Source organism: Pseudonocardia sp. (assembly GCF_025965585.1).
GTDB lineage: Bacteria > Actinomycetota > Actinomycetes > Mycobacteriales > Pseudonocardiaceae > Pseudonocardia.
On record NZ_JAOPWR010000548.1, the window covers coordinates 1 to 14,294 of the forward strand.

A 14,294-nucleotide genomic window follows, 5' to 3' on the forward strand; every position below is an offset into this window, starting at 1 on the left:
CCCGGTCGGGCGGACGACGGCGCGATGGGAGATCGGGCGGCCACCCTGCGCTCCTGCAGACCTCAATCTGGTTGCTCGGCGACCACTCGCACGGTGCTGAGGGAGTGATCGGTGGGGTCGGGCAACACCATCCCCGCGCTGAGGCCGGTGCGCAGGTAGTCCAAGACCTCCGCTGTGATGCGCTCGCCCGGAACGATGACCGGGATGCCCGGCGGATAGGGGGTGACCTGCTCCGCGGCCACCCGTCCGACGGCCTCCTGCACCGGCACCATCTCCGTCGGCCCGAAGAACGCGTCCCGCGGCAGCGCCACCGATTCGAGCTCCAGGCCGTGCGGGGCGGGCAGCCGTACAGCCGGCGGGGTCGGGAGCTGCGGCGCGGCGCCGGCGAGCCGGCTCAGGGCGTCGACCAGTTTCTTCGCGGAGAGGTCGTCGTCTGCCATCGACAGGGTGGCCTGGACCCGGTGAGAGTCGCTCAGCCCCATGTCGATCCGGCAGTGCTCGCGCAGCCAGTCCGCGGCCTGGTAGCCGCTGATCCCCAGGCCGGTGACGTCGATCAGGACCTGCAACAGGTCGAGATCGCGCGAGGCCTCCGCGTCCAGCAGCTCGTCGTGAAGGACATGCAGGTTCGGCAGGGCGTCGATCTCACCGCGCAACCGCCCGGCCAGCTCCAGCGCCGCCCCCAGCAGCTCGGCTCCATGCTGCACCATCTGCCGGCGCCACCCGTCCATCGCCGAGTAGAGCAGCACATTGGGGCTGGTGGTCATCAACAGGTCCGCGCACGCCGACAGGTGCGCCGGATCGACCAGGTCGCCCTGGACGTGGAACACCGAGCCCTGCTCGAATCCGGCGCCCATCTTGTGCACGCTCACCACGCACACATCGGCGCCCGCGTCCATCGCCCACGTCGGCAGGTCCGAGTGGAACGGCAGATGCGCCCCCCAGGCCTCGTCAACGATCAACGGCTTACCGCGGTCGTGACACACACTGGCGATGCCGACGAGATCGGCGCACGTGCCGTACGGGGTCGGGGAGATGATCAACGCCCCCGCCGCGTCCGGATTGCGCTGCCACGCCCGCTCCACCTCCTCCGGGGACGGCGGGTGGGCCAGGTGCAGCCGGGCATCCCAGCGGGGAGGGATCCACCGCGGCTGCACCCCCGAGAAGATCAAGCCGGCGACGACGGACTTGTGGGCGTCGCGGCTGAGTAACAAGCCACCGGGTGAGCCGCCCGCCACTGCCATCATCGCTGCCTTCACCGACAACGAACTCCCGCAGGTGGAGAAGAACGCGTGCTCGGCCCCGACCGCGTCGGCCATCAGCTCCTCGGCACGCCTGAGCAACCCGCCCGAGGACGACCGGTCGTCCAACCCCGCGGCGGCCAGCACATCGGATCGGAAGGCATCCCAGCCGATCACCTCGCGAACCCGTGGGTCCGTGCCCCGGCCCTGCCGGTGACCAGGCGGGGTGAACCCGTAGCGACCCAGCCGTCGATACTCCGCCAACCCGTCCAGCAACGGCACCTCGTCGTGGTCCATCCCTGGGTCTACCCGCCGGTGAACCGCGCTGAACTCGTGTGGCTTCCGGCGCCGGATGCAAGGCACAACGCGGCCAGGGTGCGGAGCGGCGCCCCAGCGGGCCGGGCTGTTTCCCGCCTGCTCGCCCTCGACGATTCGGGCACCCCACGTTCACACATATGCGGCGACGAGTGCGTCGAAGGCGGCGTCCACGGTGGGGTCGGCGACACGTCTCGCACCGTCCTCGTCACGCCACCTGATCATCTCCGCGGCCCCTTGGGCGAAGGGAATGCGGGCAGCCCATCCTGGCGCCAGTCGCTTGATCTTCGAGTTGTCGAAGATGACGGAGTGTGCCGCATCGCCCAGCAACGGTGGCCCCCACTCGGGCACGGTTTTGGCGATGCTGTCGCTCGCGATGTGGACGAGTTGTGGTTCACAGCCTGCTGCGTGGCCGAGAGTGAGGAAGATCTGGTTCCAGGTCTGGAGCTCGTCGCTGGTGATGTGAAAGGTGTCACCGATGGCGTGGGGGTTGCCCAACAGGGATACGAAGGCGTTGGCGAAGTCCTCGTGGTGCGTCAGCACCCATAGGGAAGTCCCGTCGCCGGGGACGACGACCGGGAGCCCGCGGCGCATGCGGTCGATCGCGGTCCACTCTCCCAGGAAGGGCAGACAGGTCTTGTCGTAAGTGCTGGAAGGCCGGACGATCGTGACCGGGAACCCCTTGTCCCTATATGCCGCGTTGAGCAGCGCTTCGCACGCGATCTTGTCGCGGGAGTACTCCCAGAAACGATTGGCCAGGGGCGTGGATTCCGTGATGGGGAGTTGGGCGAGGGGTTTTTGGTATGCCGATGCGGAGCTGATGTAGACGAACTGCCCTACCGAGCCCTGGAAGAGGGCTATATCGGTCTCGATGTGGTCGGGCATGAAGCCGACGAAGTCCACCACGACGTCGAAGTCGAGGTCGTCCAGAGCGTCCCGGACAGCTGCGGTGTCGCGGACGTCGCCGATGAGCACACGCGCCTCGTCGGGAAGGGGGCGCCGGGATGTCTTGCCGCGGTTGAGCACGAAGACCTCCATGCCGTCCGCGATGGCACTGCGCACGCACGCCGAGCTGATGATGCCGGTCCCGCCGATGAATAGGACCTTCTTGGCCACGGGGAGCTCCTGTCCGATGTGCTTGTCCGATGTGATGGTGCGAGGGCGACTCTCGGGTCGGCCTACTTGCCGAAGCCGGCGGCGAGGCCGGAGGTGATTCGACGCCGGGCGAGGATGTAAGCGACGAACAAGGGCAGTGCCGACAGGGCGACGGAGGCCATGATCTGCGGTACGTCGGCGAAGTGGTTGCCCTGGAACTGGAAGACGGAAAGGGGCAGGGTCGCAGCCGACGAGCTCTGCGTCAGGATGAGTGGGAACAGGAAGTTGTTCCAGTTCGCGATGAAGTCGAAGATGCCGGCGGTGACGATGGCTGGGACGCTGATCGGGATCGCGAGTGACCACAGGATGCGCAGCGGCCCCGCGCCGTCGACCTGCATGGCCTGGATCAGCTCGGGCGGGACCTCGCGGAGGAAGTTGACGAGGATCAGCACCGTCACCGGCAGGCTGAAGGCCGCCATGGGCAGGATCAGGCCGAGGAGTGAGTCGTACAGGTTCAGCTTCTGGATCTCGATGTACAGGGGGACCATGAGTGCCTGGATGGGGACCGCGAAGCCGGTGAGGAAGACACGGAAGACGAACCCCGTGAGCCGGCTGGCGCGGACGACGACGGCGTACGCCCCGAGCAGACAGACGACCACCGACAGAACCGTTGCGCTCACGGACACGATCAGGCTGTTCAGGAGGTAGTTGACGAACCCGCTCTCCATGACGGCGACGTAGTTGTCGGTGGTGACCCCCAGGGACGGGAACCACGGGTTGCTGGAGAGAAATGTGTCCGTGCGCTCCAGGCTCACGACGAGCATGTAGTAGAGGGGGGCCGCGACGATGATCAGCCAGACGAGCGCCAGCCCCGTGGTTGCCGCACGCCGCGGCCACGACGTGTTACGCCGCCTCCGCCGTCCGTTCGACAGCCGGGCTACCGAACGTGGTGCCACAGCGGCCTCGCTGTGCCGCGGGGGGACGAGGACATCCATCTCGCTGAGCTGTTTCGTCATGCGCCTTCCGCCTCGCTTCGCATCTCACCGAAGCCGGTGACACGGACCAGGATCAGCGAGACGACCACCGCGAGCACGCCGAGGACCACGGCGAGCACGCTCGCGTAACCGAAGCTGAACGACTGGAAGCCCTCGAGATACTGGGCCAGCGCCAGGACACGCGTGCTCTGACCCGGCCCACCACCGGTGAGGGTGTAGATCAGGTCGAACACGGTCAGGGAGCCGACGATGTTGAGGGTCGACGAGGTGACGAGCGTGTGCCGCAGCATCGGCAGCGTGATGTGGATCAGCTGCTGCCACGGTGTCAGGCCGTCGATGGCGGCTGCCTCGTACAGCGACCGGGGAATCTGCTTGACGCCTGCCTGGAAGATCAGGCTGTGGAAGGGGATGAACTGCCAGCACACCAGCACCGTCACCGTCCCCAGCACGAGGTGCGGCGAGCCGAGCCAGCTCTGGCCGAGGAAGGGCAGACCGAAGTGCTGCGACGCGTACTGGACGCCGCCGTTGACCGGTGAGAGCAGTTGGCTCCACAGCACACCCAGGGCGGCCGACGAGACGAGGGCGGGCAGGAAGTAGACGGCCGACAGCAGCGCTCGGTGGCGCTGGCGCCCCGCTGCATACACGCCCAGCGCCAGCGCGATCGGCTCCTGGATCAGCCAGCAGAGCACCACGAGGAGGCCGGTGCGCTGCAACGCCGCCAAGGCGTCGCCGTCGCCCAGAAAGCGCTGCCAGTTGGCGGTGCCGATGAAGCGTACGGCCGTGGTGCCGTCCCAGGAGCAGAAGCTGAGGACCACCGCGACGACGATGGGCAGGAGAACGAGCCCGGCGAAGAGCAACGAGCTGGGCAGGAGGAACAGCCCTGCCCACCAGGCGAACCGTCGCCGCCGGGGGCGGGTCGGCGCGGCCACCGCCGCGCCGACCGCCGGGCCGGTCGTCACGGTGCTCAACTCTTCGCCTGCGCCAGGACGTCGTTCATCCGGGAGGCGAACTCCTGCGGAGTGATGGAGAGGTCGAACAGCTCGCCGATGTTGGACAGCATCGGTGTGATCACCGCGCTGGGCAGGTCCTGGTCCCAGTAGGGCTGGAACGACGGCGCCTGCGTACCCATCTCGTAGAGCTTCTTGAGGAGCGTGGCGTTGGGGACGTCCTTCGACTGGAGCGCCTTCGCGCCCGCGTCGGTCATCGGGGTGAAGCCGGCCTTCGCCAGGTAGTCGACGTTGTAGGTCTGCGACGTGGTGGCGTACTTCAGGAAGGCGGTGGCCTCCTTCTGCTGGGCGGGCGACGCCTTCGCCGAGACGCCCCAGTACTCGGCCGGCTGGCCCACCAGCGCCTGCTGGTCCCCGGGCGCCCCTTCGATCGCCGGGAACGGGAAGGCGGAGTAGTCCGCTGAGGCGGCGAAGGTCGGAGCGAACGCCCGCATGTTGGACTCGTCGTAGTAGAGCATCGCCTGGAAGGCGGCCTGTCCGCTGGCGAGCAGCTGTTCGGCCTGCCCGCTGGCGTAGGTGACGGTGTTGAAGCCGTTGGTGAACGCACCGGACCTCGCGAGATCCTGGATGGTCTCCGCGGACTTGATGACGGTCGGGTCGCTCCATGAGCCGGGGGTGAAGGTCTTGATCCTGTTGAAGACCTCGGGGCCGCCGTTGCGAAGCGTGAGGTACTGCATGTAGATCATCTCGGGCCACAGGTCCTTGCCAGCGAGCGCGATGGGGGCCACGCCGGTCGCCTTGACCTTGTTCACGACGTCCTGGAAGGCGCTCCACGTGGCCGGCGACGGGGCGGCGCCCGCCTTCCTGAGGACGGCCTCGTTCTGCCACATGACCTCGAAGTCCGGCCCACCGGCCGGGATGCCGTATGTCCGCCCCTTGTAGGTGGCGAGGTCGAAGACGTTCTTGGCCGAGTACGCCGACTTCCAGGCAGGGTCAGCCGCGAGTGCGTCGGTCAGGTCCATGACGTTGCCGCCGTCGACGTACTGGTCGAGCAGCTGACCGCCGAAGGTGTAGAAGACGGTGGGCGGCGCGTGAGCGGCCATGGCGACCGCGACCTTCGTCTTCCACTGCTCGCCGCCGATCCACTCGATCGAGACGTGGCCGCCGCCCGGGTAGCTCTTGTTGAAATCGTCGATCATCCCCGCCATCACCTTCTCCGCCGAGTTGGCCTGGCTCGTGGCCCAGATGGTGACCTGCGAGCCGGACCCCGCCCCGTCGCTCGCAGAGCCGGCACAGCTCGTGAGCCCGACGGAGAGGACTGCGGCTGCCGCAAGAGCGGTGAGTGGTCTGAGTTTCTGCGATGTCAGCACAGGGGTTCATCTCCTGGTGGGGAACTATGTGGGCAGGGCCGTCAGGTTCAGAGGCACCCGGGCGGAGTCGCGACGGGGCGGCACGGAACGAGGCACACTGGACCGTCCCGGACTGGTGGACGGTCCCGCTGGCGAGGTCCAGCCGGAGCGTCCGTGCGGCGGGGTGGCTGGACCCCTGGCGAAGCGGCCGGTCAGCTGAAGTCGCGGCTCGTCTCGCCGTCGATCGTCGCGAGCCGGAAGAGGCGCTGCATACGTTCGGGCATCGTCCGGTAGACCTCGCCGCTCAGGGTCACGGAGTTGAACCGGTACCAAGGCCGGTGGTAGGCGAGGGACAGCATCGGCCTGGGCTCGTCGGACCGGTTCGGGGTTCCTCGGTGCCACATCCGGGGGTCGCGCAGGAGCAGTGAGCCGGCCGGCATCAGGACGGGCTGGGGGCTCAGACTCGCGGCGTAGTCCTGGACCTCCGTCTCCGTGGCAGAAACGCCCTCGTGCTCGAGCGCACGGGGGTTGCCCAGCGAGAAACCGTTGACGAGGTGGCTGAAGGGCCAGATCTCGACGGGACCGTTGTCCTCCCGGAAGTCCACCAGCGGGATGTTGATCTCGTACATGTAGGCCGGCAACGTCACGGCGAGGCCGGGGAACAGATCCTGGCCGTCGCGGTGTGCAGGCTGGTACTCCGACCCCGGCAGGGGTGTGTCGGAGGAGAAGTACGAACAGGCGATGTCCGCTCCGAGCAGGTCCTCGTACACGTCGAGAGCCAGCGGGTTGGCCATGATCTCGGGATCGGTGAAGGGCTCTTCGATCGGGAGTGGCACGCCACCCTGGCGCTGCTTGCCGCGGTTGTCCCCCACCTGACGCACATTCGCGGCGAGCCTCTCGAAGAACGCCGAACGCACCTGCTCGAGCTTGTCGTCGGGGATCACCTTCTCGAGGACCGCGTAGCCCCGCACCTGCAGGTCCGTCTTCACCTCGGCATGGTGTTCGGCGGACAGCTTCTGCGCGCGCAGCTCGCTCGCATCCAGCTTCATTGACGTCATCTCCTCTTCACCTCGGGCACGATGAGTGCCGCATCCGGCGCGTCGCCCCGTGCCGAGCATCAAAGATATCCGAAACTATATCGTCAATTTCCAGAAATATTTCCGTCACACCTTGTGTGATAGAGACCATAGAGAGCAGGATGCGCAGGCGTCAAGGGGCTGCTTCACCGGCATTGCCTGGTCTACGCTCGGCCTGCCAACCCCGCGACGGAAATAGTTTCTGAAAATTTCAGCAAGTATTTCTGAGGAGGCCTACGTGAAGAACGCGGATTACGAGGCGGCACGCTCCACGCTCGCCACAGTCGCGCAGTTGGCCGGCGTCAGCGTGCCGACGGTTTCCAAGGTGTTGAACGGGCACATCCACGTGTCAGCGGCCACCAGGCAGCGCGTGCGGGAGGCCATGAAGGACTGCGACTACACACCGGTCGGCTCCCGACAGGAGACCAGGACGGTGGAAGTCGTCTTCGACGACCTCACCTCCGTGTACTCGGCCCAGGTCCTGGGAGGAATCATCGACGCCGGTGACGAGGCCGGCCTCACGGTCGTGCCCCGGCGCTTCCCCGACGAGGCCGGACCGGGCTGGGCGTCCAGGGTGCGCTCCCACGGCCGCGCCGGTGTTCTCGTCGTCTCCGCCGTCCTCGAGCCCGAGCAGGTGGAGAGGTTCGACGAGGCAGGAGTGCCGCTCGTCGTCATCGACTCCATCAACCTGCCACGGAAGAACCTCACCAGCATCGGCGCCACCAACTTCAACGGTGGCTTCGCGGCCACCGAGCACCTCGTCCAGCTCGGACATCGACGCATCGCGCACGTCGCGGGGCCGCCCCAGATGGCCTGCAATGTGGCCAGGCTCCACGGCTACCGAGCCGCGCTGGAGCAGGCGGGCATCGACCCGCACTCCAACCCGGTCGAGCACGGGCTGTTCACGTACGAGACGGGCTTCGAGCGCGCTCGGGCGTGGTTGGCGTCCGCCGAGCGGCCCACGGCCATATTCGCGGGCTGTGACCTCCTCGCGCTGGGTGTCATCGAGGCCGCCCGGACGCTGGGTCTGAGAGTTCCCGAGGATCTCAGCATCGTGGGCTTCGACGACTCACATCTGGCCGAGTGGTCTTCTCCGCCCCTGACGACGATCCACCAGCCGCTGAGGGAGATGGGCGCGCTGGCGATGCGGACCCTGGCCCGACTGGCCGAACGGGAAACCATCGAGAGCCATCACGTCGAGCTGGCCACCCACCTGGTGACACGCCAGTCGACGGCCCGCCTGTGACCAGCCACCTACCCACCAACAATTGAGGACGGTCGTGACACATACCTCTGCACGAACGAACGAGGCTCCACGAGACCTGCCGGGCGGAGAAGGGGACACCGCCGCCACGGACCCGTGGCGGGATCCTTCCCTCCCGGTGGCGCGACGGGTCGACAGCCTGCTCCGCGCCATGACGCTGGCCGAGAAGGTGGCGCAGCTGGGGAGCGTATGGCTGGAGTTCGGGGGTGAGAACATCAGCAATGTCGCGCCTATGCAGGACATCCTGGCCGCGGACAAGTCCTGGGAGGACGCTCGGCGCGACGGTCTCGGTCAGCTCACCCGTGTCTTCGGCACCGCTCCCGTGTCACTCGAAGCCGGCGCCGCACGCGTCGCGGAGCTGCAGCAGGATCTCGTGACCAAGACCCGCCTGGGTATCCCGGCGATCGTCCACGAGGAGTGCCTCACCGGATTCACGACCCTCGGCGCCACCGTGTACCCGACGGCTCTGGCCTGGGCTGCGACGTTCAACCCGTCCCTCCTCGAGACGATGGCCGCCGCGATCGGCCGCGACATGGCAGCTGTCGGTGTGCAGCAAGGGCTCTCGCCGGTGCTCGATGTCGTCCGTGACTACCGTTGGGGCCGCGTCGAGGAGACGATGGGCGAGGACCCCTACCTGGTCGGGGTCATGGGTTCGGCGTACGTCCGTGGACTGCAGGGCGCCGGTGTCATCGCGACGCTCAAGCACTTCGCCGGCTACTCCGTATCTCGCGCCGGCCGCAACCACGCGCCCGTGTCGCTCGGGCGTCGGGAGTTCCACGACGTCATTCTCCCGCCTTTCGAGATGGCGATCCGGCTCGCGGGAGCGCGCTCGGTCATGAACTCCTACGCCGACGTCGACGGCATTCCCGCGGGCGCCGACCGCTCTCTGCTGACGGGGCTCCTGCGTGACGAGTGGGGCTTCGACGGCATTGTCGTCTCCGACTACGGAGCCATCACATTCCTCCACACCATGCACCGTGTGGCCCCCGACCTGGGCGATGCCGGGCGTCAAGCGCTGGAAGCGGGCCTTGACGTCGAACTTCCCGACACCATCTGCTACGGAGACCGGCTCGTCGAGCTGGTGGAGAGCGGCGCGGTGGACGAGAACCTGGTCGATCGGGCGGCCGCGCGGGTCCTCCGTCAGAAGGTCGAGCTGGGCATGCTCGACCCGGGCTGGTCCGACCACCTCGGCATCAGCGCGGACGCCGACGCCACGTTCGACTCCCCGGGGAACCGCGCCATCGCCCGTGACGTGGCCGAGCAGTCGATCATCCTCCTGGCCAACTCCGGGGCGTTGCCACTGGGCACGGGCACTGCGGCGCCGCGACGGATAACGGTGGTGGGGCCCTGCGCCGATGACCCGCAAACCTTCATGGGCTGCTACTCCTACCCCAACCACGTTCTCGGTGACTACCCGGAGGTGGGACTCGGGCTCGACGTCCCGTCGATGCTCGACGCGGTCTTGCTGGAGTTCCCCGACAGCCGGATCAGCTTCACCAAGGGCTGCGACGTCCGAGGGGACGACTCGTCGACGATCGCGGACGCAGTGACCGCGGCGGAGGAAGCCGACCTGTGTGTGGTCGCGGTCGGGGACCGGGCCGGGCTGTTCGGCCGAGGGACATCGGGGGAAGGATGCGACGCGCTGGACCTCGCCCTGCCCGGCGTGCAGGGGCAGCTGGTCGACGCCGTCCTCGCCACAGGGACACCCACTGTCGTCGTGGTGGTATCCGGGCGCCCCTACGCCCTCGATCCCTACGTGGACCGGGCGGCCGCTGTCGTGCAGGCGTTCATGCCCGGTGTCGAGGGCGGCTCCGCTCTCGCCGGTGTTCTCTCCGGGCGCGTCGCTCCCAGCGGCAGACTTCCCGTCCAGATCCCTCGGACTGGCACGGGCCAGCCCAGCACCTACTTGCAGGCACCTCTGGCGATCGGCGCCGACGGCATCAGCAGCCTCGACCCGACTCCGCTGTTCCCGTTCGGGTACGGGCTGTCCTACACCCGGTTCGAGTACTCGAACTTCCACGTGGACCGGGAGGTTGTCGCCACGGACGGTCTTGTCCGGGCGTCGGTCGACGTGGCCAACGTCGGAGACCGTGCCGGCGACGAAGTGGTCCAGCTGTACCTGACCGACCCGGTCGCGGAGGTCGTCCGCCCCGTCATTCAGCTCGTCGGCTTCGCTCGCGTCCCACTCCCCCCGGGCAAGACCGCCCACATCGAGTTCGAGCTTCATGCGGACCGAACCGCATTCACCGGCGTCGACCTGCGACGGGTCGTGGAACCCGGGGACATCAACCTGATGATCGGCGCCTCAGCCGACGACATCCGGGCCACAGCAACGTTCACCGTCTCAGGACCGCGGAGGATTCTCGGCCCTGATCCGGTTCTCATGACTCCCGTCACCATCAACGACCAGCCCCAGGAAAAGACGACCAGTACCTGATCCCGGAGGGCACACCGACCCAACTCGACACGGTTCTCCCTCGACGCGCACCAAGGCGGGTCGTCCCCCGAAGCTGAAGCCGCACATGGGGCCGCCTCCTGGACATGAAGTCCGGGAGGCGGTTCATCCGACCCCTAGGTCGATGAGGTGATCCCAACAAGAATTGCGTAGCTGGACTTGCCACCGACAGCGCTCCTCGCCGTCCGCGGGATCATCCCTGGTCGGGGCCCAGTCCGACGGCTACCGGGAGGCCTTGGTCGTGGCAGCCTGGCGTTCGAAGACACCGACGACGTCTTCCAGCGGTAGACCCTTGGTCTCGGGCAGGAAACGCGCGATGAACACAATTGCCGCTACCGCGAGGACGGCGAACAACACCATCACCCACCCCAGCCCGACCGCCGTGGTCAGGGCCGGGAACACAAGGATGATCACAAAGTTGGCCAACCAGTCGACACTCGCTCCGATCGCCGCGGCGCGCCCTCGAACCGCTGTCGGGAAGACCTCGCCCTGAATGAGCCAGCCCGTTCCACCGACCCCGATCGCGAACGAGGTGATGAAGAACGCGAATCCCACCATGACCACAATGATCTTCGGTGTGCCGGTCAGGAACGCCACGCCTACGGCCGCGAGCAGGATGAAGACCGCCATGCCGGCGTAGCCTGCGAGAGCGAGTTTCCGGCGCCCGACCCGGTCGATGTAGCGGAACCCGAAATAGGTGGCGATCACGTTGACCGCTCCGAGGATGGCCGCGGTCTCGATCCCGGCCACGGCTGCGTCCACGGCCGAGGTCGAGCCTCCTTGGAAGAACCCTGCCAGCAGCTTCGGGCCATAGTAGAAGGGCACGTTGATACCGGTGATCTGCTGGAAGATGAAGAAGACGCAGACCACTATCAACGCTCTCTTCACGCCTCGTGTCCACGGCGACTTGTGCTGTTGCTTCGCCACGCTCGCGGCGAGTCGGTCTGCCGTCGCCCGTACCTGCTCCTCGGATACCTCGATCTTCAGTTGTCCCAGCGCCTTGCTGGTGTCGGCGAAGCGCCCCTTGAGCATCAACCATCGCGGGGACTCCGGCATCCGAGCCCGCAGGACGACCGCGAGCAGCGCCGGGACCGCGCCCAGACCCAGGATGATCCGCCAGTCCGCGCCGAACGCCGCCTGGGGTGCCACCTTGAGGATCAACAGCGCGACGAGGTAGGACACGAGGATCCCTACCGTGATCATCCATTGCTGGATGAGGCTGAGCGAACCCCGCCGGTTCGCCGGCGCGAACTCGACGATGTACGCGGTGGCGATCGCGGAATCCGCCCCGACCGCGAGCCCGATCAACGTACGCGAGCTCAGGAGCATGAAGGCATTCACCGCGACCGCCGACAAGATCGCGCCGATTGCGTAGATGGCGGCATCGGCGATGAGCAACGACTTCCGTCCGAAGCGGTCGGTCAACGGTCCGGCGACCAGCGCGCCCACCGCCGCTCCGATGGACGCCCCGGCCACGAGGTAGCCCGTGGCGAAGTCGGACAGGTGGTAGGGGATGAAGTTCAGGACCGAGCCGATATCGGCCGTGTCGTACCCGAACAGGAACCCACCGATGCAGGCCAACAGCGCCAAGTACCAGTAGAACGACGTCGTAGCCGCGGAGTTCAGGGCGGCGAGCACGCCGCCCTCGTTGGGCTGCTCGGCCCTGGTTGGCATGGTCATCGGCTGCCTCCCATCCCGGCCGCAGACACCTAGCAAAAAGTGCACCGCGCTTGTCGAGGTCTGTCAACGGCCGCTCTCGGGTGCCGAGGATGCAGCGGCGCTCAGGCCGACCCGGATAGCCAGGTCATATCCGACGTTCGTGGAGATGGCGCTCCCACGGCCTCGGCATGGTTGGGGCCCGACGCCGCAAGACGCTACGGTCCGCGCCGTCTCGACCGCGTCCGACGATCGAACTCGACCGGTGGCTCGGATGTGGATAATTGCCGTGCTCGCCGTCTGTGGCTACTCATCGGTGCGCTCGCCGCTTACCGGCGTGGATACTTTTCCGGTGTGTCGGTGGCAGGTCAGATCTCCCGATAGGCGGATCGACGGATTCCCTGCTCACCTACGCCGTTGCCCGCAGCCGGTCATGGTTGGCTACGGGCTCCCGCACGACCAGGGCGTCAAGCGGTAGCCAGACGTGGTTCTCGAACTCGTCGAGCTCGACGAGGGCCCCGATCACCCCGCCACGCACCTGGATCTCCACGACCCGACCGCCGGCGTCGATGTCCACCGAGTCACCGACCCCTGGGGTGGGGTTGGTGATCTGCTTGTGCAGGCTCATCGCTCAGCACCCGACCTTGCGTACATCGGCAGGCGGAGGAACGTCGGCCGACTGTGCCCACATCAACGTGTGCTGCACACCGGCCGCGTACTCCTGGGAGGGGGAGCTTTCCTGGTGGGCGAGCGCCGTGGCGACGGCACGCTCATCAGCGACGTCGTGGCCATGGATCGGCCAGTTCAACCGTCCCGTCAGCGGCGCCGATCGGCCTTCGACCAGCCATGTCAGGGCATCGTGCGCCCCTTGCATGAAGTGGTCGCGCTCGGCCGGGGTGCGCAGCCTCTGTAGTTGCTCCGACAGGACCCGGTAGGACCGTGCCTGCAGTGCACTTCTCGTCATGGCCTTGCTCCCTTCAGACATCGCCAGGGCTCTTGCTCGCGCGTACTGAGCTGTCACAGGTACTCGGTGCCGGTGTGGTGGCCCGGGGGTGGTGTCGGGAACGGGGTGAACTGGAACCGCACCACTCCGGACTCCACCGCGACATCACCGGAGGACTGTTCCCCACGAGCGTCGGGCACAGCGCCTCGACGACCGAACTGCCCGCGGCCGGCGACGATGACACCGGCCGCGTTGATGGCGTCGAGCTGGGCCAGCAGTCGGGCCAGCATCACCGGCGCGTCTGCAGGGTCTTGTGAGGTCTGGATCAGGGTGCGGTGCAGCATCGTGATCCCCGCCCCGGTGCCCGCACCGCTGACCGTGCTGGGCACCACGACGTCGAGCAGCCAGTTCGCCGGTTTCCCCGTCAGCGCCGGGGTCCGATGGGCCTCGATCCCGACGATCTGATCGGCCCGCACCAGGCCGTCGGAGTGGGTCTGGACCCACACGTTCGTCACGCCCACGGTTCCTCCCCAGCCGGGAGTGTCATCTCGACACCCCGTCTTTATACCCCTACTCACCCGACACATAACAGGTCTTGCACTCCACAAAACCTCTAGTTATCGTTACAGCTATCCGACGGCGGTGACACCCCTCACCCCTCGGAACATCGCCGCCTCATCGTCGATCATGAAAGGACCGGCCCCGCGATGTTGATGCGCACCGACCCGTTCCGTGAGCTGGACCGCCTGACCTCGCAGGTGTTCGGCACCAACCCCGGCACCTGGACCCGTCCCACCGCGATGCCGATGGACGCCTACCGCGCCGGCGAACAGTTCGTCGTCTGCTTCGACCTGCCCGGCATCGACCCCGACGCCATCGAGCTGGACGTCGAACGCAACGTGCTCACCGTCAAGGCCGAACGCCGCCCGGTCACCACCAACGAGCACATCGAGATGCAGGT

The 14,294-nt window shown here is 67.3% G+C and carries 13 protein-coding genes; 3 read left to right on the top strand and 10 right to left on the bottom strand.

The features are described from left to right. Positions 1-62: 62 nt before the first annotated feature. The 6 genes from JWR81_RS33905 to JWR81_RS33930 form a co-directional block, all read right to left on the bottom strand. Positions 63-1,535 carry an ornithine decarboxylase gene (locus JWR81_RS33905; RefSeq protein ID WP_297662135.1) on the bottom strand — a complete coding sequence of 491 codons (1,473 nt, stop codon included), beginning with the start codon at positions 1,533-1,535 and terminating at the stop codon, positions 63-65. A 150-nt stretch (positions 1,536-1,685) separates the two neighbouring features. After that, positions 1,686-2,669 (bottom strand): NAD-dependent epimerase/dehydratase family protein, encoded by a 984-nt coding sequence (locus tag JWR81_RS33910; protein ID WP_297662137.1) that lies wholly within the window; start codon positions 2,667-2,669, stop codon positions 1,686-1,688. 62 nt (positions 2,670-2,731) lie between these two features. Continuing rightward, positions 2,732-3,664: a carbohydrate ABC transporter permease gene (locus JWR81_RS33915; RefSeq protein ID WP_297662139.1), complete on the bottom strand. Its 933-nt coding sequence runs from the start codon at positions 3,662-3,664 to the stop codon at positions 2,732-2,734. Continuing rightward, positions 3,661-4,602, bottom strand: coding sequence for a carbohydrate ABC transporter permease (locus tag JWR81_RS33920; protein ID WP_297662158.1), 942 nt, complete (start codon positions 4,600-4,602; stop codon positions 3,661-3,663). Before JWR81_RS33920 ends, JWR81_RS33915 begins: the two co-directional genes overlap by 4 nt. A gap of 5 nt (positions 4,603-4,607) precedes the next feature. Further along, positions 4,608-5,798 carry an extracellular solute-binding protein gene (locus JWR81_RS33925; protein WP_297662141.1) on the bottom strand — a complete coding sequence of 397 codons (1,191 nt, stop codon included), beginning with the start codon at positions 5,796-5,798 and terminating at the stop codon, positions 4,608-4,610. Between the two features lie 353 nt (positions 5,799-6,151). Next, the gene (locus JWR81_RS33930) at positions 6,152-6,988 is read right to left on the bottom strand and encodes a phytanoyl-CoA dioxygenase family protein (protein WP_297662143.1); all 837 of its coding nucleotides are present in this window, start codon (positions 6,986-6,988) and stop codon (positions 6,152-6,154) included. Positions 6,989-7,253: 265 nt separating this feature from the next. On the opposite strand from JWR81_RS33930, the gene JWR81_RS33935 reads away from it, so the two are divergent. Both JWR81_RS33935 and JWR81_RS33940 read left to right on the top strand, forming a co-directional pair. Continuing rightward, positions 7,254-8,261, top strand: coding sequence for a LacI family DNA-binding transcriptional regulator (locus tag JWR81_RS33935; RefSeq protein WP_297662145.1), 1,008 nt, complete (start codon positions 7,254-7,256; stop codon positions 8,259-8,261). 169 nt (positions 8,262-8,430) lie between these two features. After that, the gene (locus JWR81_RS33940) at positions 8,431-10,716 is read left to right on the top strand and encodes a glycoside hydrolase family 3 N-terminal domain-containing protein (RefSeq protein ID WP_297662160.1); all 2,286 of its coding nucleotides are present in this window, start codon (positions 8,431-8,433) and stop codon (positions 10,714-10,716) included. A 240-nt stretch (positions 10,717-10,956) separates the two neighbouring features. Here JWR81_RS33940 and JWR81_RS33945 read toward each other — a convergent pair whose 3' ends face one another. The 4 genes from JWR81_RS33945 to JWR81_RS33960 all read right to left on the bottom strand — a co-directional run bounded on the left by JWR81_RS33945 (position 10,957) and on the right by JWR81_RS33960 (position 13,848). Next, positions 10,957-12,414: a sugar porter family MFS transporter gene (locus tag JWR81_RS33945; RefSeq protein WP_297662148.1), complete on the bottom strand. Its 1,458-nt coding sequence runs from the start codon at positions 12,412-12,414 to the stop codon at positions 10,957-10,959. Positions 12,415-12,799: 385 nt separating this feature from the next. After that, the gene (locus tag JWR81_RS33950; RefSeq protein WP_297662150.1) at positions 12,800-13,018 is read right to left on the bottom strand and encodes a hypothetical protein; all 219 of its coding nucleotides are present in this window, start codon (positions 13,016-13,018) and stop codon (positions 12,800-12,802) included. Positions 13,019-13,021: 3 nt separating this feature from the next. Beyond that, positions 13,022-13,354, bottom strand: coding sequence for a hypothetical protein (locus JWR81_RS33955; RefSeq protein WP_297662152.1), 333 nt, complete (start codon positions 13,352-13,354; stop codon positions 13,022-13,024). A gap of 53 nt (positions 13,355-13,407) precedes the next feature. Further along, a complete protein-coding gene (locus JWR81_RS33960) occupies positions 13,408-13,848 on the bottom strand; it encodes a hypothetical protein (RefSeq protein WP_297662154.1) in 441 nt (146 codons plus the stop codon). A 192-nt stretch (positions 13,849-14,040) separates the two neighbouring features. Here JWR81_RS33960 and JWR81_RS33965 point away from each other — a divergent pair. Then, the coding region (locus JWR81_RS33965; protein ID WP_297662156.1) for an Hsp20 family protein at positions 14,041-14,294 on the top strand (254 nt) is incomplete at its 3' end.

What these genes read in the sequence shown, in the direction of transcription:
- JWR81_RS33905 (WP_297662135.1), bottom strand. Translation starts at nt 1,535, where the DNA reads ATGGACCACGACGAGGTGCCGTTGCTGGACGGGTTGGCGGAGTATCGA.
- JWR81_RS33945 (WP_297662148.1), bottom strand. Translation starts at nt 12,414, where the DNA reads ATGACCATGCCAACCAGGGCCGAGCAGCCCAACGAGGGCGGCGTGCTC.
- JWR81_RS33955 (WP_297662152.1), bottom strand. Translation starts at nt 13,354, where the DNA reads ATGACGAGAAGTGCACTGCAGGCACGGTCCTACCGGGTCCTGTCGGAG.
- JWR81_RS33930 (WP_297662143.1), bottom strand. Translation starts at nt 6,988, where the DNA reads ATGAAGCTGGATGCGAGCGAGCTGCGCGCGCAGAAGCTGTCCGCCGAA.
- JWR81_RS33940 (WP_297662160.1), top strand. Translation starts at nt 8,431, where the DNA reads ATGACGCTGGCCGAGAAGGTGGCGCAGCTGGGGAGCGTATGGCTGGAG.
- JWR81_RS33925 (WP_297662141.1), bottom strand. Translation starts at nt 5,798, where the DNA reads ATGGCGGGGATGATCGACGATTTCAACAAGAGCTACCCGGGCGGCGGC.
- JWR81_RS33950 (WP_297662150.1), bottom strand. Translation starts at nt 13,018, where the DNA reads ATGAGCCTGCACAAGCAGATCACCAACCCCACCCCAGGGGTCGGTGAC.
- JWR81_RS33915 (WP_297662139.1), bottom strand. Translation starts at nt 3,664, where the DNA reads ATGACGAAACAGCTCAGCGAGATGGATGTCCTCGTCCCCCCGCGGCAC.